At 40.5% G+C, this 24,298-nt stretch carries 17 protein-coding genes; 2 read left to right on the top strand and 15 right to left on the bottom strand.

Annotation, left to right across the window (positions count from 1 at the left end):
* Positions 1–96 precede the first annotated feature (96 nt).
* The 4 genes from fusA to DWV85_RS09190 all read right to left on the bottom strand — a co-directional run bounded on the left by fusA (position 97) and on the right by DWV85_RS09190 (position 3,407).
* Positions 97–2,172 carry an elongation factor G gene (gene fusA / locus DWV85_RS09175; protein ID WP_004693557.1) on the bottom strand — a complete coding sequence of 692 codons (2,076 nt, stop codon included), beginning with the start codon at positions 2,170–2,172 and terminating at the stop codon, positions 97–99.
* 15 nt (positions 2,173–2,187) lie between these two features.
* On the bottom strand, positions 2,188–2,658 hold the full coding sequence (gene rpsG, locus DWV85_RS09180; protein WP_004693556.1) for a 30S ribosomal protein S7: 471 nt from the start codon (positions 2,656–2,658) through the stop codon (positions 2,188–2,190).
* A 52-nt stretch (positions 2,659–2,710) separates the two neighbouring features.
* Positions 2,711–3,085 (bottom strand): 30S ribosomal protein S12, encoded by a 375-nt coding sequence (gene rpsL / locus DWV85_RS09185; RefSeq protein ID WP_004693554.1) that lies wholly within the window; start codon positions 3,083–3,085, stop codon positions 2,711–2,713.
* Between the two features lie 76 nt (positions 3,086–3,161).
* Positions 3,162–3,407: a ribosomal L7Ae/L30e/S12e/Gadd45 family protein gene (locus DWV85_RS09190; protein WP_004693552.1), complete on the bottom strand. Its 246-nt coding sequence runs from the start codon at positions 3,405–3,407 to the stop codon at positions 3,162–3,164.
* Positions 3,408–3,762: 355 nt separating this feature from the next.
* Here DWV85_RS09190 and DWV85_RS09195 point away from each other — a divergent pair, with 355 nt between their 5' ends.
* The gene (locus DWV85_RS09195; protein WP_123138562.1) at positions 3,763–5,784 is read left to right on the top strand and encodes a BCCT family transporter; all 2,022 of its coding nucleotides are present in this window, start codon (positions 3,763–3,765) and stop codon (positions 5,782–5,784) included.
* A 124-nt stretch (positions 5,785–5,908) separates the two neighbouring features.
* Here the strand turns inward: DWV85_RS09195 and rpoC are convergent, their stop codons facing one another.
* The 3 genes from rpoC to DWV85_RS09210 form a co-directional block, all read right to left on the bottom strand.
* Positions 5,909–10,111: a DNA-directed RNA polymerase subunit beta' gene (rpoC, locus tag DWV85_RS09200; RefSeq protein ID WP_004693548.1), complete on the bottom strand. Its 4,203-nt coding sequence runs from the start codon at positions 10,109–10,111 to the stop codon at positions 5,909–5,911.
* 29 nt (positions 10,112–10,140) lie between these two features.
* Positions 10,141–14,301, bottom strand: a complete 4,161-nt coding sequence (rpoB, locus tag DWV85_RS09205; protein WP_123138563.1) for a DNA-directed RNA polymerase subunit beta — start codon at positions 14,299–14,301, stop codon at positions 10,141–10,143.
* Positions 14,302–14,631: 330 nt separating this feature from the next.
* Entirely contained in the window at positions 14,632–16,047 is a 1,416-nt protein-coding gene (locus DWV85_RS09210; RefSeq protein WP_004693544.1) for an aspartate ammonia-lyase, read from the bottom strand.
* Between the two features lie 283 nt (positions 16,048–16,330).
* Here DWV85_RS09210 and DWV85_RS09215 point away from each other — a divergent pair, with 283 nt between their 5' ends.
* On the top strand, positions 16,331–17,971 hold the full coding sequence (locus DWV85_RS09215) for a glycosyltransferase family 39 protein (protein WP_060919553.1): 1,641 nt from the start codon (positions 16,331–16,333) through the stop codon (positions 17,969–17,971).
* A 42-nt stretch (positions 17,972–18,013) separates the two neighbouring features.
* Here DWV85_RS09215 and rplL read toward each other — a convergent pair whose 3' ends face one another.
* The 8 genes from rplL to DWV85_RS09255 form a co-directional block, all read right to left on the bottom strand.
* The gene (gene rplL, locus DWV85_RS09220; RefSeq protein ID WP_004693540.1) at positions 18,014–18,382 is read right to left on the bottom strand and encodes a 50S ribosomal protein L7/L12; all 369 of its coding nucleotides are present in this window, start codon (positions 18,380–18,382) and stop codon (positions 18,014–18,016) included.
* A 70-nt stretch (positions 18,383–18,452) separates the two neighbouring features.
* Positions 18,453–18,950 (bottom strand): 50S ribosomal protein L10, encoded by a 498-nt coding sequence (gene rplJ, locus DWV85_RS09225; protein ID WP_004693539.1) that lies wholly within the window; start codon positions 18,948–18,950, stop codon positions 18,453–18,455.
* Positions 18,951–19,125: 175 nt separating this feature from the next.
* Positions 19,126–19,836, bottom strand: a complete 711-nt coding sequence (gene rplA, locus DWV85_RS09230; protein ID WP_004693536.1) for a 50S ribosomal protein L1 — start codon at positions 19,834–19,836, stop codon at positions 19,126–19,128.
* A 76-nt stretch (positions 19,837–19,912) separates the two neighbouring features.
* Positions 19,913–20,338, bottom strand: coding sequence for a 50S ribosomal protein L11 (gene rplK / locus DWV85_RS09235; protein WP_004693535.1), 426 nt, complete (start codon positions 20,336–20,338; stop codon positions 19,913–19,915).
* A 101-nt stretch (positions 20,339–20,439) separates the two neighbouring features.
* Complete coding sequence (nusG, locus tag DWV85_RS09240; protein WP_123138564.1) at positions 20,440–20,976, bottom strand: transcription termination/antitermination protein NusG; 537 nt, start codon at positions 20,974–20,976, stop codon at positions 20,440–20,442.
* Between the two features lie 12 nt (positions 20,977–20,988).
* Positions 20,989–21,210, bottom strand: coding sequence for a preprotein translocase subunit SecE (secE, locus tag DWV85_RS09245; protein WP_004693531.1), 222 nt, complete (start codon positions 21,208–21,210; stop codon positions 20,989–20,991).
* Positions 21,211–21,253: 43 nt separating this feature from the next.
* Positions 21,254–21,403, bottom strand: coding sequence for a 50S ribosomal protein L33 (gene rpmG, locus DWV85_RS09250; protein ID WP_004693530.1), 150 nt, complete (start codon positions 21,401–21,403; stop codon positions 21,254–21,256).
* A 276-nt stretch (positions 21,404–21,679) separates the two neighbouring features.
* Positions 21,680–23,917: a nitric-oxide reductase large subunit gene (locus DWV85_RS09255; RefSeq protein ID WP_123138565.1), complete on the bottom strand. Its 2,238-nt coding sequence runs from the start codon at positions 23,915–23,917 to the stop codon at positions 21,680–21,682.
* Positions 23,918–24,298 lie beyond the last annotated feature (381 nt).

Consider the following 24,298-nt stretch of genomic DNA (forward strand, 5'->3'; position numbering starts at 1 on the left):
CGATGTTAACATGCGGTTTCGTACGTTCAAATTTTTCTTTTGCCATTTTAAATTATCCTCCGAGGAAAATAGTAATTCTATTAATCTAATATGAGATTAACCGTTTTTCTTTGCTTGAATTTCTTCAGCAATTTTCTTAGGAACTTCTTCGTAATGATCGAATGTCATAGAGTAGTTACCACGACCTTGAGTTTTGGAACGAAGGTCAGTTGCGTAACCGAACATTTCGCTCAACGGAACATATGCCTTGATATGTTGGGAACCATTACGAGCTTCCATGCCGTCCATGCGACCACGACGAGAGTTCAAGTCACCGATAACGTCGCCCATATATTCTTCAGGAACGTCTACTTCTACAGCCATGTATGGTTCAAGCAATGCAGGATCTGCTTTGCGAGCACCTTCTTTGAAGCCCATAGAACCAGCAATTTTGAAGGCCATTTCGTTGGAGTCAACGTCATGGTAGGAACCATCAAATACGATAACTTTAACATCAACCATAGGGTACCCAGCGATAACACCGGATTCCATAGCTTCTTTAACACCGCTTTCAACAGGTCCGATGTATTCACGAGGAATCGCACCACCTACAACCTTGTTTTCAAACTCGAAGCCAGCACCTGGTTCTTGAGGAATCAATTCCAACCAGCAGTGACCATATTGACCACGACCACCAGATTGACGTACGAATTTACCTTCAGCCTTAACAGCTTTACGGATAGTTTCGCGGTATGCTACTTGAGGTTTACCTACGTTACAATCTACTTTGAATTCACGGTTCATACGGTCAACGATGATATCCAAGTGAAGTTCGCCCATACCGGAGATAATAGTTTGACCTGTTTCTTCATCAGTACGAACTTTGAAAGTAGGATCTTCTTCTGCCAAACGAGCAAGAGCTGTGCCCATTTTTTCTTGGTCAGCTTTTGTTTTAGGTTCAACAGCAACAGAGATAACTGGTTCAGGGAATTCCATGGACTCAAGGATTACAGGAGATTTTTCATCACATAATGTGTCGCCTGTAGTAGTATCCTTTAAGCCAACCGCCGCAGCGATGTCACCAGAATATACGCGTTCGATTTCTTTACGGGAGTTAGCGTGCATTTGAAGAATACGACCGATACGTTCTTTTTTACCTTTAGTGGAGTTGAAAACGTAGGAGCCGGATTCCAATGTACCAGAGTACACACGGAAGAACGCTAATTTACCAACATAAGGGTCAGCCATGATTTTGAATGCCAATGCAGAGAATGGTTCTTCATCGGAAGAAGGACGAGTTGTTTCTTCTTCAGTACCAGGAACAACACCCTTAATAGGTGGGATATCGATTGGAGCTGGCATGTAATCGATAACAGCATCCAATAACATTTGAACACCTTTATTTTTATAGGAAGAACCGCAAAGAACTGGGAATAATTGGTTAGCAATAACAGCTTTACGCAATGCCGCTTTCAATTCTTCCACAGAAATTTCTTCGCCTTCCAAATATTTCATCATGATATCATCATCTGTTTCAGCGATAGCATCGATCATCATTTCGCGACGAGCTTCTGCTACTTCTTGATATTCAGCAGGGATATCAGTGATTTCATATTCTTTACCGTCATCGGATTTATAAATTTCCGCTTTCATAGTCATCAAGTCAATGATGCCTTCGAAAGTATCTTCAGCACCGATTGGTACTTGGATAGCTACGGAATTTGCACCCAAACGAGCTTTCATCATGTCAACTACGTTGAAGAAGTCAGCACCTACAGTATCCATCTTATTTACATAAGCGATACGAGGTACGCCGTAGTTAGAAGCCTGACGCCATACTGTTTCGGATTGAGGTTCAACGCCACCTTTAGCACTGAACACCGCAACAGAACCGTCAAGTACACGTAGAGAACGTTCTACTTCTACAGTAAAGTCAACGTGACCAGGAGTATCGATGATATTGATACGATGTTCTTTCCATTGACAAGTTGTTGCAGCAGAAGTGATTGTGATACCACGTTCTTGCTCTTGCTCCATCCAGTCCATCGTAGCAGCGCCTTCATGTACTTCGCCGATCTTGTGAACGATACCTGTATAGTAGAGGATACGTTCTGTAGTTGTTGTTTTACCAGCATCGATGTGAGCCATGATACCGATATTACGAGTTTTTGCTAAGGAAAACTCTCTTGCCACAGTTGTCACCTCTTATTACCAACGATAATGAGCAAATGCTTTATTAGCTTCTGCCATTTTATGAGTATCTTCTTTTTTCTTGATTGCAGCGCCTGCATTGTTGAAAGCGTCCATCAATTCGCCTGCCAAACGTTCTTTCATAGTGCGTTCACCACGAAGACGAGCATAATTTACAACCCAACGAATACCGAGGGTTTGACGGCGATCAGCACGAACTTCAACTGGCACTTGATAGTTCGCACCACCGATACGGCGAGCACGTACTTCAAGTACAGGCATAACATTTTTCAATGCTTGATCAAAAACTTCCATTGGGTCTTGACCCATTTTGGAACGAATAATTTCAAATGCATCATATACGATAGTTTCAGCAATGCCTTTTTTACCATCGTACATAACTTTGTTAATGAAACGTGTTACTAATTTGCTGTTGTACACCGGATCTGGAAGTACATCACGTTTCGGAACAGGGCCTTTTCTTGGCATGTTCAATTCCTCCTTTATAATGATGTGTGTTAATTTCGTTTAATGGCTAAAATTATTTTTTAGCTTTTTTCGCGCCGTATTTGGAACGACTTTGCATACGATTTTGTACGCCAGCTGTATCCAATGCACCACGAACGATGTGATAACGCACACCTGGAAGGTCTTTTACACGACCGCCTCTGATAAGTACAACACTATGTTCTTGTAAATTGTGACCAATGCCTGGGATGTAAGCAGTTACTTCAATAGCGTTTGTCAAACGTACACGGGCAACTTTACGAAGCGCGGAGTTTGGTTTCTTTGGAGTAGCTGTGTACACACGAGTACATACACCACGTTTTTGTGGAGATTCTTGAAGGGCAGGAGCTGTAGATTTTTTAGTCAAGCTCATGCGGCCTTTGCGTACTAGCTGATTAATTGTTGGCATTTGGGCACCTCCTTTCCAAATTTGAGATTTATAATTGATCCGTCATAACAAAGTGTTACATCGGATATTACCGAGATTAACGTAGGACGCCTACAGCGGTGGCCCGCACCTTAATGCGACACGCACGACCGAGATCATCCATAGTGTGTTTGTCATTCACAGGTATTCCCTGTTCTTCACAAGCAATCCGTAAAGGTTGTACCACACGTTCATCACTATCACAACCCAGGAACACGTACTTCACAGCACCTTTAGCAATTTGTTTCAACGTTTGCTTGGCACCGATTGTTTTGTTCACCGACTTCAGATGGGCAATGTCCATTGTACTAATTCTCCTTACGAAATTATGCCCATTAGGCATACCTCGCCTAAAGCACTATGTAAGTATATCAATTACAGCAGTCCATGTCAAACAATTTCCAATGTCACACACCGCTCTATAGCTGCATTTTATGTGTACACTCATCCGTGTGTTTCATTCAATCTAAAATTATAAATGAAGAATGATTTTTTATTCATATATCATTATTTTTATGTATAAATAATCATTCTATGCATTTACTATTATTTTTTCTTTTACCAATTATGCAAAATTAATATAAACACCATTTTATTATGATATAAATTAATATAGAACAAATATTTGTATTTATAAGTTACTAAAGAAAGGAGATTATATGATTAAACTTATTAAACGTTATTCAAACTTTAATCCCCCTGTAATTATAGGTAGCTTGTCTATCGTCTTAGGGCTAAGCTTATGTGCCCTTCTGATTCCGCAAATATCTCAAACGATCCTCCAAGGGATTCGTGATATTATATTTGAAGATTTCAGCTGGTTTTATGTTTTATCCATAAGTCTCTTCTTTATCTTCAATATCTTTCTTGCACTTAGTTCGCTAGGTGACATCAAACTTGGTAGCGACGATGAAGAAGCGGAATTCTCTTATACAGCTTGGCTCGCCATGTTATTTGCGGCAGGTACTGGTGTAGGTCTCATGTTCTTCGGTACTGCTGAACCGCTCTCACATTATCACTCCGCTGTAGGCTTAGTCGATGGTGCTCCTAGCGCCAAGGAAGCGTTATTCCGCTCCATCTTCCACTGGGGCATCAATGCATGGACGGTATACGGAATTATGGCTTTAGCATTAGCGTATTTTGGTTTTCGCTATAAGTTGCCATTATCACTACGTTCATGTTTCTATCCGCTGTGGAAGGATAAGATCAATGGCCCACGAGGGCACATTATCGATATCATCGCACTTTGTGTAACTTTATTAGGTATCGTAACCACCTTAGGATTTGGTGCGGCCCAACTAGGTGCAGGTTTCCTATATATTGATATCATCTCCACTAATGACTTTTCCGCACAAACGGTCATCATTATCATCATTATGTCCATTGCCGTTCTATCTGCTGTTACAGGTATTGATAAAGGCGTTAAGCTGCTCAGCGAAATTAATATATCTGTTGCATTAGTCTTAATGCTTTTTGTACTCTGTGCAGGTCCTACATTACTCCTATTAAATACAATGGTAGAAAACTTTGGATACTATCTATCACATATTTTAGGGCAAAGCTTCTATACATCTATCTATACACCAGAAACCCGTCCATGGTTCTTCAGCTGGACCATACTATTCTGGGCTTGGTGGTTATCTTGGGCACCATTTGTGGGCATGTTCATTGCGCGTATTTCAAAAGGTAGGACTATTCGAGAGTTCATCTTTGGGGTACTCATTATTCCAACTGTTTTTACTATCGTTTGGTTTACTATCTTTGGTAATACTGCAATTTATATCGATGAAACAGTAGCAAACGGTGCACTCGGTGCATTAACCGATAAACCAGAACAACTACTCTTTGCATTCCTTGAATATTTACCATTATCCGGTTTAACTAGTCTTCTATCGATTATCGTATTAGCATTATTTTTTATTACATCTGCCGATTCAGGTATTTATGTGTTAAATAATATTGCGGCCTATGATAAATCCACTTCATCTCCAAAGTGGCAATGCTTGATGTGGGGCTCTGTAATGTCCTTTCTTGCCATCAGTTTGCTCAGCATCGGTGGGCTTAATGTACTACAATCGGTAACGCTCATTCTCGCCTTACCATTTGCAGCCTTGATGGTTATCATGTGCTACAGCTTATGGCAAGGATTATTGACAGATACGCAATACTTTAACACAAAACTTTCAACCACATCCATCTACTGGGACAGCAAGAACTGGAAACAAGGTCTTGCCAAGATACTCAACCAAACGCAGTCGGAAGATGTTATTTCCTTTATGAAAACAACAGCATTGCCTGCTATGTATCAGCTCAATAAAGAATTAACCGAAGAGTACGGATTAACTACGAGAATTGACAAACATTTCAATGGTAACGACGCCTCCGTAGAGTTAACCATCGAAAAAGAATCAATGCGCAACTTTACCTATGGCATCAAACTCGTTACGCAAGAGGTATCGGATCATCTCATCGAAGATCCTAACATTCCTCACATTACTGAAAGCACCAACGCAATTCCTATGACATATTTCAGTGACGGGCGCGCCGGATACGATGCGCAGTATATGACACGGGAGGATATCATTACCGATATCATTCGACAGTACGAACGATATCTTACTTTATCGGATGACGTCGGTTATGACATCATGGCTCATGACGCGGAAGAAGCAGCTGAATAGAAACCAATAATACCTATAACAAAAGGGTACACCTCGCAGGTGCACCCTTTTTATTATGTCGCACAATATCAACTATGCAACAAGTCTATACAATTAATATAGCTTAACGGCTGGTCCAAAGTAATTAATCTTCAGACATAACCTCTTCCGTAATATCAATGATTTCAGGTGTATTTTTTACAACTTCAATCTTACGGTAACGACTCATACCTGTACCAGCAGGAATCAACTTACCGATAATTACGTTTTCTTTCAAGCCCAATAATGGATCGATTTTACCCTTGATAGCAGCGTCGGTAAGAACACGTGTTGTTTCTTGGAAGGACGCAGCGGACAAGAAGGAGTCCGTTGCCAAAGCGGCTTTCGTAATACCCAATAGTGTGCGTTTGCCTGTAGCATTTTCACGACCATTGAGGGTAAGACGACGGTTTTCTTCGTCAAAGGTATTAACGTCCACCATATCCCCTGGAAGCATATCCGCATCGCCAGCTGTTTCAATTTTAACTTTATGAAGCATTTGACGAACGATAACTTCGATATGTTTATCGTTAATTTCTACACCTTGGGATTTGTATACTTTTTGTACTTCGTATACGAGGTAACGTTGAGTCGCTTCAGTACCCATGACGCGCATGATGTCATGAGGATTGATGGAACCTTCTGTTAAACGAGCGCCCAAGGATACCACGTCACCGTCTTTAACGATAATGCGCGAACCGTAAGGAATGAGGTAATCAAGTTCAATACCATCTTCACCAGTGATAAAGATAGTGTTCGTACCTTTCTTACCTTCATTAGGTACAACGCGAACTGTACCTTCGTTTTCGGCAATGATAGCATTACGTTTTGGTTTACGAGCTTCGAACAATTCTTCGACACGTGGCAAACCTTGTGTAATATCGTCACCTGCGACACCACCAGTATGGAATGTACGCATTGTCAACTGAGTACCCGGTTCACCGATGGATTGTGCTGCAATGATACCTACCGCTTCACCAACTTGAACTTGGTTGCCAGTTCCTAGATCACGACCATAACACTTGCGACATACGCCATATGGGCTACGGCAAGTCAATACGGAACGGATTTTTACTGTTTCATAATGTTTTACAACTTCATCAGCTAACGCCTCTGTGATTTCACCATTAAGAGGAACGATGACTTCGCCAGTTTCTTTGTTAACTAATTCTTCAGCTGCAATACGACCTACGATACGGTCTTTTAATGGCTCGATAACACCAGTGCCTTCAACGATAGCTTCCACTTCAATACCATGGATTTCATTATTCCGCACTTGTACTTCTTTTACATCGGAGTTAAGGATAGCTTCGATGCCTTCTTCAGTAAGACGTGTATCAGCTGGGAAGATTTCTACCCCTTCGCTGTCAACGATTGCTTGTACAGTATCCTTGTTCAACATATTTTGAACCATAGTTTCTTTCAATGTTGCACGGATACTATCGTCGCTTTCACCAAGAATAATTTTTTGAACCAAGTTAGTATGATTAATATCGCTATCAGAGCCCAAATGTGCACCGCGCAATGCGATAGATGTAACACCAGCTTCAGCAATATCTGCCAAGCATTGTTCATCCAAGATAGTTTCAGCTGGTACAACAAGTTCCCCTGTTTCAGCATTCACAACATCTTTATCTAAAACGCGACCAATGAGTTTATCCTTAAGCAATTCTAATGCTTGACGTGGAGATGTAGCCAAACGAGCACGTTCACGAACGAGATCGATACCTACAACGTCACAATCGTCCTCACGAACGATTACATCTTGAGATACGTCAACAAGACGACGTGTCAAGTAACCAGAGTCAGCTGTACGAAGCGCTGTATCGGCCAAACCTTTACGCGCACCATGAGAGGATGTAAAGTAATCCAATACAGTCAAACCTTCTTTAAAGTTTGCTTTGATTGGCAAGTCGATGATACGACCAGATGGATCGGCCATCAAACCACGCATACCAGCAAGCTGACGAATTTGTTGTTTATTACCGCGGGCACCAGAGATAGCCATCATGTAAACAGGGTTAAAGCCGTCTTTATCGCACGCCATATTATCCATCATCGCATCGGTAACATCTTCTGTTGCCTTTGTCCATAATTGGATAGTTTTACGGTAACGTTCTTCCTCTGTAATAAGACCACGGCGGTACATACGAGATACTTTTTCTACCTCTTGTTCCGCTGTATCTAACAAGCTAGTTTTAACTTCTGGTACTTTAATATCAGCAATAGCTACCGTCATACCTGCGCGACGAGCGAAGGAGTAACCCAAGGACTTGATGCGGTCCAATAGTTCTGCTGTTTTTTCATTACCAAACAATTGGAAACATTGATCAACCAATTTACCAACTGTTTTCTTATCCATAACCTTACCTAAAGAGTAAGTGCCATCTTCACGTTTCTCGTATTGCCACAATTCTGGGAATAAAGCATTGTTGAAGATCAAGCGACCTGCTGTTGTTTCTACACGGCCATGATCAGGTAAACGGATATAAAGAATATCTTGCAAACCAATGATATGAGACTCATAGGCAAGCATAACTTCATCATAGGTAGCAAATGTTTTTGCTTTATCACGAGTATCTTCGCGTACAACTGTTAGATAGTATGTACCTAAGATCATATCTTGAGAAGGTACTGCTACTGGCTTACCATCCTTAGTGGACAAAATATTATGGCTAGAAAGCATCAATGTACGAGCTTCCGCTTGTGCTTCTACGGACAATGGTAAGTGACACGCCATTTGGTCACCGTCAAAGTCGGCATTGAAGGCTGTACATACTAATGGATGCAATTTGATAGCACGACCTTCCCAAAGGATTGGTTCGAAGGCTTGGATACCAAGTCTATGCAATGTAGGGGCACGGTTCAAGAGAACTGGATGTTCTTTAATTACCTCTTCCAAGGATTCCCACACGCCAGGGCCAATTCTTTCAACTTGGCGTTTAGCAGCCTTGATGTTGGATGCTTGACCGCGTTCTACCAAACGTTTCATAACGAATGGTTTGAACAATTCTAATGCCATTTCTTTTGGCAAACCACATTGGTGCATTTTAAGTTCAGGACCTACTACGATTACGGAACGACCAGAGTAGTCAACACGTTTACCGAGCAAGTTTTGACGGAAACGACCTTGTTTACCTTTAAGCATGTCGGACAAGGATTTCAATGGGCGGTTACCAGGACCTGTAACAGGACGACCGCGACGGCCATTATCAATCAATGCATCAACCGCTTCTTGAAGCATGCGTTTTTCGTTGCGCACGATGATATCAGGAGCACCCAAGTCGAGTAAACGTTTCAAACGGTTGTTACGGTTGATAACACGACGGTATAAATCGTTGAGGTCAGATGTAGCAAAACGGCCACCATCTAATTGGACCATAGGACGCAATTCAGGTGGGATTACAGGAACGATGTCCATAATCATCCATTCTGGACGGTTCCCAGATTGACGGAATGCTTCTACTACTTCCAAACGACGAACTGCACGGATTTTACGTTGACCACTAGCAGTGTTCAACTCTTCGCGCAATTCGGCATTCAATGCTTCAAGATCAAGTTCTGATAAGAGAGCTTTTACCGCTTCAGCACCCATGTCGATACATGCGAAGAGAACCTCTTCAGCCGCGCCTAACTCATAGCGTTCTTCGCGAGTTAATTCTTCGTATTCCTTATCAGCTTCTGGTATTGTTGCATCATCACGAAGAGCCGCATTATAGCGCTCTTTGCGTTGTGCTTCACGAACAATAGCTAAACGTTCATTACGTTGAGCCACTGTTTCGATTACGACGGATTTTCCACCGATAGTATAACCGTCTTCATTAAATTGAGCTTCGTATTCGCGGTATTCTTGCTCGGACAACAATTGACGTTTTGTCAATGGTGTACCAGCTGGATCTACTACGATGTAGGAAGCAAAGTATAATACGCGTTCCAAAGAACGTGGTGATATGTCAAGGATAAGACCCATACGGGATGGGATTCCTTTGAAGTACCAAATGTGAGATACAGGAGTAGCCAATTGAATATGGCCCATACGTTCACGACGTACTTTCGCACGGGTAACCTCTACACCACATTTGTCGCAGACTACGCCCTTATGGCGGATGCGTTTATATTTGCCGCAGTGACATTCCCAGTCCTTTGTTGGTCCAAAAATGCGTTCACAGAATAGACCATCACGTTCTGGCTTCAACGTACGGTAGTTAATTGTTTCAGGTTTCTTAACTTCCCCATGAGACCAGGATAAAATCTGCTCTGGAGAGGCTAAACCGATTCGCATGGAATCGAATTCATTTACGTCTAGCACTACTATCGCTCCCTTCCTTATAGATAGTTTTAGTCTTCATCGTTAGAGGAGTCGCCCATTGGGTACGCCAATTGGCTAAGGATATCATCTTCACCGCCATTATCAGCTGGTAAGTCTTCCTCTTCCTCTACTTCTGGTTCTACTACAGTTACTTCATCAGTTTCTACAGCACTGCCTTCCATAACTTCTTCAATACCAGTTTCTACCACCTCATCTTCGTCCTCAAGTTCTTTCATAACAACTTCTTCTTGATCTTCGTTCAAGATTTTTACATCGAGACCGATACTTTGAAGTTCTTTAAGCAATACCTTGAAGGACTCAGGTACACCTGGTTCAGGGATGTTTTCGCCTTTAACGATTTTTTCGTATGCTTTCACACGACCAACAACGTCGTCAGACTTAACAGTTAATAGCTCTTGAAGGGTATAGGCTGCGCCATATGCTTCTAGAGCCCAAACTTCCATTTCCCCGAAACGTTGGCCACCGAACTGAGCTTTACCGCCCAAAGGTTGTTGTGTAACAAGGGAGTACGGACCTGTAGAACGAGCATGGATTTTGTCATCAACCAAATGATGGAGTTTAAGCATGTAAACGTAACCAACAGTAACGCGGTTATCCATCGGTTCACCAGTACGACCATCATATAGAACAGTTTTACCATCATCAGGACGACCTGCAATCGCCAATGTTTCGAATACGTCCTTTTCGTGAGCACCATCAAATACAGGTGTAGCAATATGAATACCTGCTACATCTGGTTTTGGCATGCCATATTTGTCAAAATCATAGCCAAGGCTTTCCAACTCTTTGCGAATTTCAATGCGTTTTTCTTCAGCAGAGTGAATGTTGTTAAGAGTATTCTTGACTTTGCTAATTGCCTCTAATTCTTCTACAAGCGCAGGGTCCATTTCAGGAGCCTCTTCTTCAGAATCAAAGAATTCTACATGAAGTGCATTGTATTTAGCTTCAATAGCTTTAAGCTCTTGGTAACGAGCTTCGCCACCCATAGCATCCAATTTCTTTTGCGCTGCTGCTTCTACATGTTTTAAAATTTTAGTTTTCAAAGCAATGATTTGCTCATTTTCTTCGAAATGATTTACCGTAACATCTTCCGCAACTTTCGCTTCCAATACCTCAATTTGAGCATAAAGGTCGCGGATTGCATCGATTTGTTCCCAGTAAGATGCATCAGTACGGGCTTCTTTCAACACGTTTTGAATGTGAAGGTCTGTAGCTTTGATTTTCATACCTAAGCCTTGAACAGCCCACCCCAAGTGAGTTTCAAGAACCTGACCGATGTTCATACGAGAAGGTACGCCCAATGGGTTCAATACGATTTGTACTGGAGTACCATCTGGAAGGAATGGCATATCTTCTTTTCTCATAACGCGAGAAACGACACCTTTGTTACCATGACGGCCCGCCATTTTATCGCCTTCATGAATCTTACGTTTTTGAGCGATATATACGCGAACAAGTTTATTTACGCCTGGTTGTAATTCGTCGCCATTTTCACGGGTGAAGACTTTTACATCTACGACTTTACCAGATTCGCCATGAGGCACGCGCAAAGAAGTATCGCGAACTTCACGTTCTTTGTCACCAAAAATAGCACGCAACAAACGTTCTTCTGGAGTAAGCTCAGTTTCACCTTTTGGAGTAGCTTTACCTACAAGGATATCGCCAGGATGTACTTCTGCACCAATGCAGATAATACCATCTTCGTCTAAGTTTTTAAGTGTGTCGTCACCTGTATTAGGCAACTCACGAGTAATTTCTTCAGCACCTAATTTGGTATCACGAGCATCACATTCGTATTCTTCAATATGAATGGATGTATAGATATCTTCTTTGCAGAGTTCTTCACTAAGCAAGATAGCATCTTCGTAGTTATAACCTTCCCAAGGCATGAACGCTACAAGAACGTTATAACCTAATGCCAATTCGCCGCCATCTGTAGCAGGACCATCAGCCAATACTTGGCCTTTTACAACATGGTCCCCACGATTGACGATTGGTTTTTGGTTAAAGCACGTGGATTGGTTAGAACGAAGGAATTTATTCAAATGGTATGTATCAACACGACCATCGCTATCGCGAAGAACGTGGATTTCATTACCCCAACAACGTACAACTTTACCTGCTTCACGCGCCAATACGCAAACACCAGAGTCAGTAGCTGCTGTATATTCCATACCTGTACCAACAAGTGGTGCTTGAGCGCGCAAAAGTGGTACCGCTTGACGTTGCATGTTCGCGCCCATCAAGGCACGGTTAGCATCGTCATTTTCAAGGAATGGAATCATAGCTGTACCAATAGATACAACTTCTTTTGGACTAACGTCCATATAATCAACCTTATCTGGTGTAACTTCCAATACATCATGACCACGACGACAAGCAACATGTTCAGTTGTGAAGTACCCCTCTGCATCAAGCGGAGAGTTCGCTTGGGCAATTGTCATGCCTTCTTCTTCATCAGCGGTCATGTATACTACGCTATCAGATACGCGCACTTTAACAACTTTATCAGCATCCTTGCCTTTACCATACACTTTTTCTACTTTACGGTATGGTGCTTCGATGAAGCCAAATTCGTTTACCTTTGCATAGTTGGACAAGGAGTTAATCAAGCCAATGTTTGGACCTTCTGGAGTTTCAATAGGACACATACGACCATAGTGAGAATGATGCACGTCACGAACTTCGAAACCTGCACGCTCACGAGACAAGCCGCCAGGGCCAAGGGCAGAAAGACGACGTTTGTGAGTCAATTCCGCCAATGGGTTTGTTTGGTCCATGAACTGAGACAATTGAGAAGAACCAAAGAATTCTTTGATAGCTGCCACTACAGGGCGAATATTGATCAACGCTTGAGGTGTAATGGATTCAGTTTCTTGAATGGTCATGCGCTCACGAACAACACGTTCCATACGAGTTAAACCGATACGGAATTGGTTTTGCAACAATTCGCCTACGCAACGAAGGCGACGGTTACCCAAGTGGTCGATATCATCTGTATGACCTGCACCATCCATAAGGTTGAGCAAGTAAGAAATGTTAGCGATCATGTCTTCACGTGTTACTGTACGGTGATCATATGGTAAGTTGCAGTTATTACAGATAACTTTAGACTCTACACCATCATTATTTACGATATAGAATTCAGCAAAACCTTCACCATCGAAAACATGGCTATTAGCAACGATATCAAGTTGTTCTTCCCCAACTTGTACGCCTGCATCAAGGATAATTTCGCCAGTTTCTGGATCTACAATTGGTTGAGCCAATGTTTGACCCAACATACGTTGGCGCCAGCCAAGTTTTTTGTTCAATTTATAACGACCAACGCGCGCTAAGTCATAACGGCGTGCATCGAAGAACAAGTTATCGAACAAGTTGCGAGCAGACTCTACAGTAGGAGGCTCACCTGGACGTAATTTTTTATAGATTTCAACCAATGCTTCATCAGCAGATTGAGTTGTATCTTTTTCTAATGTACGAACGATGCGTTCATCATATACTGGTAAACCATCCTCATCAGTTTTACCATTCCAGAAGAGGTCGAGGATACTTTCATTCGTATCCCAACCTAATGCACGTACCAATACAGTAGCTGGTAATTTACGGTTACGGTCAATACGAACAGCTACCACTTCACTAGCATCTGTTTCAAGTTCAATCCATGCACCACGGTTAGGAATAACTGTGGAATCATACAAACGGTTACCCATTGTATCGATTTCTTTATTGTAGTAAACGCCTGGAGAACGTACTAATTGGGATACGATAACACGTTCTGCACCATTGATGATGAAAGTACCTGTATCCGTCATCAATGGGAAATCGCCCATGAATACTTCTTGTTCTTTAATGTCCATATTTTCTGGATCATTATTTACCAAGCGAATATTTACACGAAGTGGTGCTGCGTAAGTAGCATCACGGTTTTTACATTCATTAATATCATACTTAGGTTCACCTAAGCTGAAACCTTCAAAAGAAAGTACTAGATTACCTGAATTGTCTTTAATCGGAGAAATATCGTTGAAAATATTTTGTAAACCACTCTCCAAGAACCACTCATACGATTTACGTTGAATGTCCAATAAATGCGGCATCTTGATAACTTCGTTAATTTTAGCGTACGTATAACGAGTTCGTTTGCCTACCTGTTCAGGTTTGAACATATTTGCTTTCACCCCTATCAAAACACACTGGTCTACCATTTTCTATAACGGCATGAAAAAGACATCTTACAGGTCTCAGTTTTCCTGCTCGGGCAACGTCAAATAAAGCAAGGTCTATTTCATTTTTAAAATAACCTTGCTTCCCATTAACCAAGCACAACCTTGGAAGAAAACCTCATCACTATTTGTGTTATAGTTTTTACATCCAAAAGCAGAAAACGCTACTTTTGCAATATATAATTCTATCAGTATTAAAAAAGACTGTCAACCAAAAGGGTTGACAGTCTTTTATTTTCATGCTTTATTCATGTATCAAAAGAGAACCATAAATTAGTTGCCTTTTTGTTTTAAAAGATTCGCACCAGCGATACCAGGGCGAGTCATTTCTTTAGGAGAAAGAATATGATTAATTTCATCCTCAGTCAATAAACCTTGATCCAAGATGATATCGCGAATAGCTCGACCTGTTTCATACGCTTCTTTCGCCAATGCAGAAGCTGTTTCATAGCCAAGATGTGGCAACAATGCTGTTACGATACCAACGGAACGATTCAACCAGTACTCGCATTGTTCACGGTCTACTTCAAGATCAACAAGCAATTTATCAACGAATGTATTTACACCGTTTTTGAGGTAGCAAAGGTTATTGAACAAGTTGTATGCCAATACAGGTTCCATAACATTTAACTCGAATTGACCATTTTCTACAGCTAATGTAATAGTAAGGTCATTACCGATAACTTGGTAACACACTTGATTCAATACTTCAGCGATAACAGGATTTACTTTTCCTGGCATGATAGAGGAGCCTGGTTGACGGGCAGGCAATTTTAATTCACCAATGCCACAGCGAGGGCCAGATGCCATTAAGCGGAAATCATTTGCCATCTTAATCAACACAAGTGCAGTTACCTTCAAACCGCTAGAGATATCAGCAAATACATCTGTATTGTTTGTGGCATCGATTAAGTTCTCCGCAGTGTAGAACGGTTCGCCTACTACTTCGCTTAATTCGTACGCTACATCATGAATATAATTAGGTTCAGCATTAAGGCCTGTACCAACTGCAGTGGCCCCCATGTTAATTACATGTGCACCTTCAACGGCAGATTTAATACGTTTAATACCACGACGAATACCAGATGCGTAAGCACCCATCTCTTGTCCCAATGTAATAGGCACCGCATCTTGTAAATGAGTACGCCCCATTTTTAAAATTTCACTATATTCTTCAGCTTTTTTCTCAAGCTCATCAACAAGACGTTGCAAAGCTTCAAGTAAAGGTTTAGTTTTTAAAATTGCACAAACCTTGATTGCTGTTGGGAACGCATCATTCGTAGATTGCGCCATATTACAATGGTTGTTAGGACTTACAATATCATAGCTACCTTTTGGATGACCTAAAATTTCACAAGCACGATTTGCCAATACTTCGTTCATGTTCATATTTACAGAAGTACCAGCACCGCCTTGAATAGGATCAACAGGAAATTGGTCAGCAAATTCACCTGCAATAACTTCATCAGCGGCTTGAACAATCGCTTTACCGATAGATACATTGAGACGACCTGTTTTCATATTAGCTAAAGCAGATGCTTTTTTTACCATCGCTAGAGCTTTAATAAAATCTTGGTCTAAATGTTTCCCTGTAATATGGAAGTTTTCTAAGGCACGAATCGTTTGCACACCATAATATAACTCATCCGCTACTTCTAATTCACCTAGGAAATCATGTTCTTTTCTCATAATAGATCCTCTTTCCACTATTTCATATATTAGATGATAGTTTAATGAAACGGTTTTATCTTATGCGCTCATTATAGCATGTATTTTGTATACATAAAAGTTATTTCATGTATTCCGAATAAACAATATTCTATACAATATATTATTTCATAAATAATTATTTTTTTGTAATTATCTCCATATTATCTCCATATTTATAAAGGCTCTGTTTTTATCTTTGATTGGTTTAAATATTACACGCCCTATAGTACAATAATATAAACTATGTAAGTAAGGAGTAACTATGATTAACAATCACATGCTGCGCATAGGTGCGCTCTTTTTATTAACCGTTTTGAGCTACGGCTTTTATAATGCCTATTTGCCAATCACTGATCCGGTGGAGTCCAATTATGTTCTCTCCGCCATCACCATGCTAAAACATAACTCATGGATATCCCCCATGATATACGATCACGTATGGTATGATAAACCACCGCTCACCTATTGGGCACTTATGATTACGTACAAACTATTTGGCATATCTGACTTTACATCTCGTATACCAAATACACTTGTTGCGGGAGCTAGTGTGGCCCTAATGTATCATATAACTTACCGCATGTCTAAAAGCACCTTTGCCGGTGTACTTTGTGCGATTTTATTAATGAGTACACTACAGTTTTGGTACATATCTCATGCAGTTATAACCGATGGATTTTTATTTTTCTTCACCTTAGCTATATTTGGCTATAGTTATTTAGCATTTACCAACAATGACAAGTCAGCTATGGTGAAAGCTTACATTGCTGCGGCCTTAGCTGTAATTACCAAAGGACCTATAGGCATCATCTTACCTGGTCTAATATTACTTATTTATGTATGTGCACGCTACGCAATCCATAGAAAGGATGAAATCTATCAACTTTCAAAGGATATAAAATTACTATTTAATCCCTTCGGACTATTAGTCTTTATAGCGATAGCTAGCCCTTGGTATATTGCTATGTATTCCATACACGGTGAGCAGTTTATTTCCGGATTCTTGGGTCTACACAATGTAGATCGAGCCCTTGTATCTGAGCATCCTAAATTTGATGTATGGTATTACTATCTATTAATTGTGCCCCTTTCACTATTACCATGGACACCTGTAATAGTCTATCATTTAAAAGATATTAACTGGAAAGATGATTTTGATCTATTAGGTATTATATGGTTTATAGTTATAGTACTCTTCTACTCTCTAGTAGCTACCAAGTATCTAACCTACACATTACCTGCCATTATCCCTTGTATAATATGGGCGGCCGTAAAAATTTGTGAATTAGTTACTGACAAAGAAACCGGTGAATTTACTCAATCATTCAAAAAGTTTAATTATTTAATTACCCTACCACTAGGTATTTACTACATGATTTTTACATTTGCTACAGCTTTTGATCAAAGTCTTGATAATAAACCATTAATCGTTGGTTCCTTTATTATAGTATGTATAATTTTAATCGGTCGATACTACATAACATCATTTTTCAAACTAGCAATATATGCTTTAGTTCCACTAATTACGTTGTACTCGGTTATTACGATTACAGTACCACCAATATTGTTTAATCAGTCTGGTTTACAGTTCAAAGCATTCATCGAAGATACATCAAAACCAATATATGTATATGGCAGTTACTATACTTCCATTGTATATTACATGGACACTACACCTACCCAAGTTTTCGTAGATACAACTGATGATTCTATATGGACCGAAGGCAAAACATTAATGCCTACAATAACTAAAGAAACATTTTTAAGTAATACATCAAATAATCGCGGTGCCTATGTCATCGTTCCTAAAAAATATGATAAGGATTTCTCTAATACATTACCGTATCCAAAAGCCAAATTAGTTAACAAAACAAAACTCGCATCAATTTATAAACTCCAATAGAAAAAGGCGTACCCATAGGGTACGCCTTTAATATAGCTAGAATTATTTCAATTCTACGGATGCGCCAGCTTCTTCTAATTGAGCTTTCAAAGCTTCAGCAGCTTCAGCAGCTACGCCTTCTTTTACAGGTGCAGGAGCGCCGTCAACGATAGCTTTAGCTTCTTTCAAGCCAAGACCAGTTGCTTCACGAACAACTTTGATTACGTTGATTTTAGATGCGCCAGCATCTTTCAAGATTACGTCGAAGGAATCTTTAGCAGCGCCGCCTTCAGCACCACCAGCAGCTGCTACAGCTACAGGAGCTGCTGCAGTTACGCCAAATTCTTCTTCGATTGCTTTTACAAGATCATTAAGTTCAAGGATTGTTGCTTCTTTCAATTCAGCAACGATGTTTTCAATGTTCAATGCCATTTTAGATTTCCTCCATAAATTAGTTTATAGTGCCAGCCTCAAGCGGCCAACGAATACTTTGCAAAAAATATTATTCTGCAGGTTTTGCTTCTGCAACAGCTTTGACAGCGTATGCAACATTGCGAACAGGAGCTTGCAATACGGAAAGCAACATGGAAAGCATACCTTCGCGATTTGGAAGAGATGCAATTGCTTTAATGCCTGCAGCGTCCATAACTTCGCCTTCAACGATACCAGCTTTAACTGTTACAACTTCTTTTTCAGTTGCTTTGATGAATTGTTCGATTACACGAGCAGGTGCAACAGCATCATCTTTAGAAGTAGCCAACGCAGTTGGGCCTTCTAAATGCTCAGCGAAACCTTCAAGATTCAATTCGTTTGCAGCGATACGAGTCAAAGTATTTTTGATTACTTTGTATTCAACACCTTCAGCCAACATTTTGCGACGAAGATCAGTTGCTTGCGCAACAGTTAAACCAGAGTAACCAATCAATACAGCACCTTTTGCTTCAGAAAGAGTTTCTTTCATTTGAGCAACGATTGCTTTTTTTGATTCAGTGACAGCCATTAGATTACCTCCTTGTAGATTTTTTTGGTGCTCTATGTACTATCTTAGCGTAAAAACGACCCCATCGCACGCGATGAGGTCGTAACTAGTCCTAGGTTGTTCTAGTGTCAGCCTCAGCGGGCGGATTTTCATCCATTATACATACCAGCCGTCTACAGCTAAGAGACATATATAATTATTGCTCTTTGGAAACAGTGCTCAATTTGAACACGTTCAAAGGTACACCAGGACCCATTGTAGCGGACAAGGTTACAGATTTAATATATTGACCTTTAGCTGCTACAGGTTTAGCCTTGATAATAGTATCAACGATTGTACGGTAGTTGTCAAGTAATTTTTCTTCATCGAAAGATGCTTTACCGATAGAGCAAGAGATAATACCTGCTTTATCAGTACGGTATTCGATTTTACCAGCTTTGATTTCGTTTACTGCACGAGCAACATCTGGAGTTACTGTACCAACTTTAGGGTTTGGCATCAAGCCTTTAGGACCCAAAATTTTACCAAGGCGGCCAACTTGACCCATCATGTCTGGTGTAGCAACTACTACGTCGAAGTCGCTCCAACCACCTTGGATTTTAGCTACTAACTCTTCAGAACCTACGAAATCTGCACCAGCTTCTTCAGCTGCCTTAATATTGTCGCCTTTTGCGAATACAAGAACGCGTTTAGTTTTGCCAGTACCATGAGGCAATACTACTGCACCACGAACTTGTTGATCAGCGTATTTAGGGTCGACATTCAAGTTGAAAGCAATTTCAACTGTTTCATCGAAATTTGCAGTTGCAGTTTTCTTAACCAACTCAATTGCTTCTACTGGTTCGTAGAATTTACCAGCTTCAATAAGTTTTACTGCTTCAGCGTATTTCTTACCTACTTTTGCCATTATAATATCCTCCTTATGTGGTCAAACGGGAATTCCCTCCCACCGATTTGCGCCTTATGCGCAAGTCGTACGCTTATTAGTCAACGATTTCAATGCCCATGCTGCGAGCAGTACCTTCCACCATGCGCATACCTTGTTCTACGGTATTAGCATTCAAATCAGGCATTTTCAATTCAGCAATTTCACGAACTTTATCGCGACCTACTTTTGCTACTTTATCACGGTTAGGTACACCAGAACCTTTTGGAATACCTGCAGCTTTTTTCAACAATACTGCAGCTGGTGGAGTCTTAGTGATGAAGTCGAAGCTACGATCTTCATATACATTAATAACTACTGGAATAATCAAGCCAGCTTGTTTAGCAGTACGTTCGTTGAATTCTTTTGTGAAAGCAACGATATTAACACCTGCTTGGCCTAGTGCAGGACCAACTGGTGGTGCTGGAGTAGCTTTAGCGGCTTCAATTTGTAGTTTTACTTGTTTAACTAATTTCTTAGCCATGGGTAATTAAACCTCCTATGCTTATACTGTGGTGGTAACGGATATACATCCTCCCACTGGCAACCAAAATCGATTGCTCTTTTTAGAGTTATATTTATATATTAAAGAGCTTTCTCAACTTGAGAGAACTCTACCTCTACCTCGGTATCTCGATTGAACATTTCCACACTAAGTTTCAATGTTCCTTTTTCAGGGTTAAGTTCGGTAATAACACCTAGTTTATCTTCAAAGGCACCGGACGTAATGCGAACCGTTTCACCAACTTCTACATCAACGTTAATGGTTGGTTTCTTATCCAAGCCCTGAGACTTAAGTATATGTTCTACTTCGGAATCAGAAAGTGGAACTGGTTTTGTAGCAGAGCCAACGAAACCTGTTACACCTGGCGTATTGCGTACAACATACCAAGAACGGTCATTAACTTCCATTTCCACCAATACATACCCAGGAAATATCTTGCGTTTTACTACTTTTTTAACCCCATCTTTTTCATCTATTTCATCTTCAAGAGGCACCAAAATTCGGCTGATCACATCTTGTAGCCCCATAGATTGAATTTTAAGTTCAAGAGTGGTTTTTACTTTATTTTCGTAGCCTGAATAGGTATGAATTACATACCACTTCTTATCTGCTTCCATGTAATGGCCCCCTTATCCAACAAAGTGCAACAACGTATTAAAAAGTTGGGCAAAGAGTCCATCAAGCACAGAAATAATCAAAGCGATGAATATGGTCACTAAGAATACTACAATTGTGTAATTGATAAGCTCTTTTTTTGTTGGCCAGACTACTTTTTTTAGTTCAGCTTTCACACCGCGGAAGAATTTTCCAAATCCACCACGCTGCTGCACTGCTGAGTTAGACTTTGCCATTGTGTTTCACATCCTCAAATCAACAGGTAATGAATGATAAGAATTATTTTGTTTCACGGTGTAATGTATGTTTACCGCAGAATTTGCAATATTTCATCATTTCAATACGATCAGGATTGTTCTTTTTATTCTTGTTCGTTTGATAGTTGCGTTGTTTGCAATCTGTGCAAGCTAAAGTAATGGCATTACGCATCCGGATACACCTCGCTTTATATTTACTAAATCTGTCTCTTGTACTCGAAAACGCTCGACTACATACTAAAAAACTATATCATACGTAGCAAGCGATGTCAAGAAATTAAGCAACTCAAAAAAGCCAGGCACGTATGCCTGACATGGATAGTATAACAGACAATGGCGCCCTTTGTCTACCCAAAGAACGCCATGTCATATTAGCTTATAGTTAGCTTATATGTCTATATATTATATTTAATATTATATTTACATATTTACTATATTGCTTCGTTTATTACTGTTTCTTTGTGAAAGTTACTTTCACGATTTGCCAGAAGAAGGCCAATGCCCCCAATATCATGATGGTATCGCCAACCATGCGAAGCCAACGCAAATTTTGTAACAATGGTTGTTGCATAAAGTCTTCGCTGCGAGCAAGCCATAAGCCTTGTGTAACACTTGCCCAACTTTGAATCAAGCCGATTGGCAATAGGCTGATAAGAACCATTAACGCAAGGCCCCAATTCAATGCCCAGAAGCCAAATTTCAATAACTTGTCATTAAATTCCACTTCAGGTCGAATATAACGAGCAATGAGGAATACAAAGCCTAAGCTTAAGAATCCATATACGCCAAACAACGCCGTATGAGCATGAACAGCTGTCGTATTTAAACCTTGAATGTAGAATAAGGAAACCGGCATATTAATTAAGAAGCCGAAGATACCTGCACCCACCAAGTTCCAGAAGGATACGGCAATAAAGCAGTATACAGGCCATTTTAGTCGATGCATCCAAGGAGCACTATGAAGGCGTGTATAATTTTCAAACGCTTCATATCCCAAGAGAACAAGAGGCACTACTTCCAATGCGGAGAATGATGCCCCTGTGGCCACGATAGTCGATGTAACACCGGTGAAATAAAGATGATGGAATGTACCAGGGATACCGCCGATAAGGTAAATAGCACCGGACGAAATCGCTGCTATGGTACCTGCACGATATGATACAAGACCAAGAGTTACGAAAATAAAGGCCATCAACGTAGTAGAGAATACTTCAAAGAAGCCTTCTACCCAAAGGTGAATAACCCACCAACGCCAGTATTCCATGATTGCCAAATGGCTGTGTTCCCCGTAGAAAAGACCTGGGCCATAGAAAATACCGACCATCACAACAGAGAAAATAAAGGCGGCAATAAGGTTTTTATCCCCTTTATTTTTGAAAGCACCAATGATGCTGCGCACCATGAGTACAAGCCAAAATAGAATGCCGATATATTCAATCCATTGCCATACGCGGCCTAACTCAATAAACTCATAGCCTTGGTGACCCAAGTAGAAGTTTAGAGACGCCGGAATCTCATGAGCAACACCTAAATATGTACCTGTAAAGGAACCCACTACCAACACAACGAGTGCCCAGAACAAAATATTCACGCCCAATTTTTGGAACTTAGGATCTTTACCGCCATTAATAATCGGCGCCAAGAATAAACCGGCACTCAAGAATGCCATCGCAATCCAGAATAAGGATGCTTGAATATGCCAAGTACGAGCAATAGAATATGGGAAATACTGCGCCAATGGAATGCCATAGAAAGCCTGTCCTTCTACGGTGTAGTGCGCAATGATACCACCCATACCAAGTTGGAGTAAAAATAATGCCAAAATCGTAAATAAATATTTTCCTAAAGACCGTTGAGACGGTGTGAGATGCAATTTGGAAATTGGATCTTCCGCAGGCGGTGTTAATTCATGTTCATCTTGTTTGCGACCGAATGCCCACATCCATACGACAATACCAATACCACAAAGTAAAATAATAACACTCACAACAGACCAAGCTACGCTTTCCGGTGTTGGATTATGATCTAACAATGGCTCGTGAGGCCAATTGTTGGTGTATGTTGCATCTGTACCAGGACGTTGAGTCGATGCCATCCACGTAGTCCAGAAGAAGAATCGTGCCATATCAATACGATCTTTTAATTCTGGCAACGTATTGTCTTTCATCGCAAAATGATCGCGTGTTTCGGACAATTTAGGGTTATCACCATAAAGTTCAATAAAATATTGTCCGGTTAAATTCATCGCTGTAATACGTTCCGGTGAAAGCACAACAGTTCCATCTTCACGAACAGCACTGTTAAAGTACTCTGCTTTAACTGCTTCTTTAACAGCCGCTTTCTGCACATCACCTAACTGTTCATAAAGAACACCAAAAGCTTCCTGAGACTTGATATCAAGCATTACGGACACTTCTTTGTGCAACCAATCAGCTGTCCAGTCCGGGGCTTGATATGCGCCATGACCTAGTACGGTCCCTACAGATTGACCACCTGTAGATTGCCAAGCCGATTGACCATGTAAGATATCATCCTTAGTGAACAAAACCTGTCCATCTTGAGATACATACGCAGTTGGTACTGGTGGCGCTTGATGATATACATCAGTACCCAAATAGCCAAGAATAGAGAATCCAATAATAAGAACTGCTACTACGGCTATCCAATACTTTTTGTATTCGCCCATCACATTACCTCCTTTTCTATAAAAGCACAAAAAGAGAGCCTATGCTCTCCTTATATATAATATACACTAATTTTATAAATAAAGTTGTATCTACGGTTACAATATATTAAAATTTCTTCTCAATTTGTATCAATAGTATGATTATCCTTTGAAGCCTGAATACAACGTATATGTCACATTACAAAATCATCATTGTTTCAATATATTAGCGATTCAATCCTATACTCTTAATCATCAATATATACAAAATAAAAGGGACCCATTGGGTCCCTTTTATTGAATCTAAAATTCAATTATATAGCTAATGTATCGATACATTGAGCTATAAACTTGTATTAACCTTCGATTTCTGTTACTACGCCAGCGCCTACTGTATGGCCA

It is taken from the genome of Veillonella sp. AF13-2 (assembly GCF_003603295.1).
GTDB classification, from domain to species: Bacteria; Bacillota; Negativicutes; order Veillonellales; family Veillonellaceae; genus Veillonella; species Veillonella parvula_E.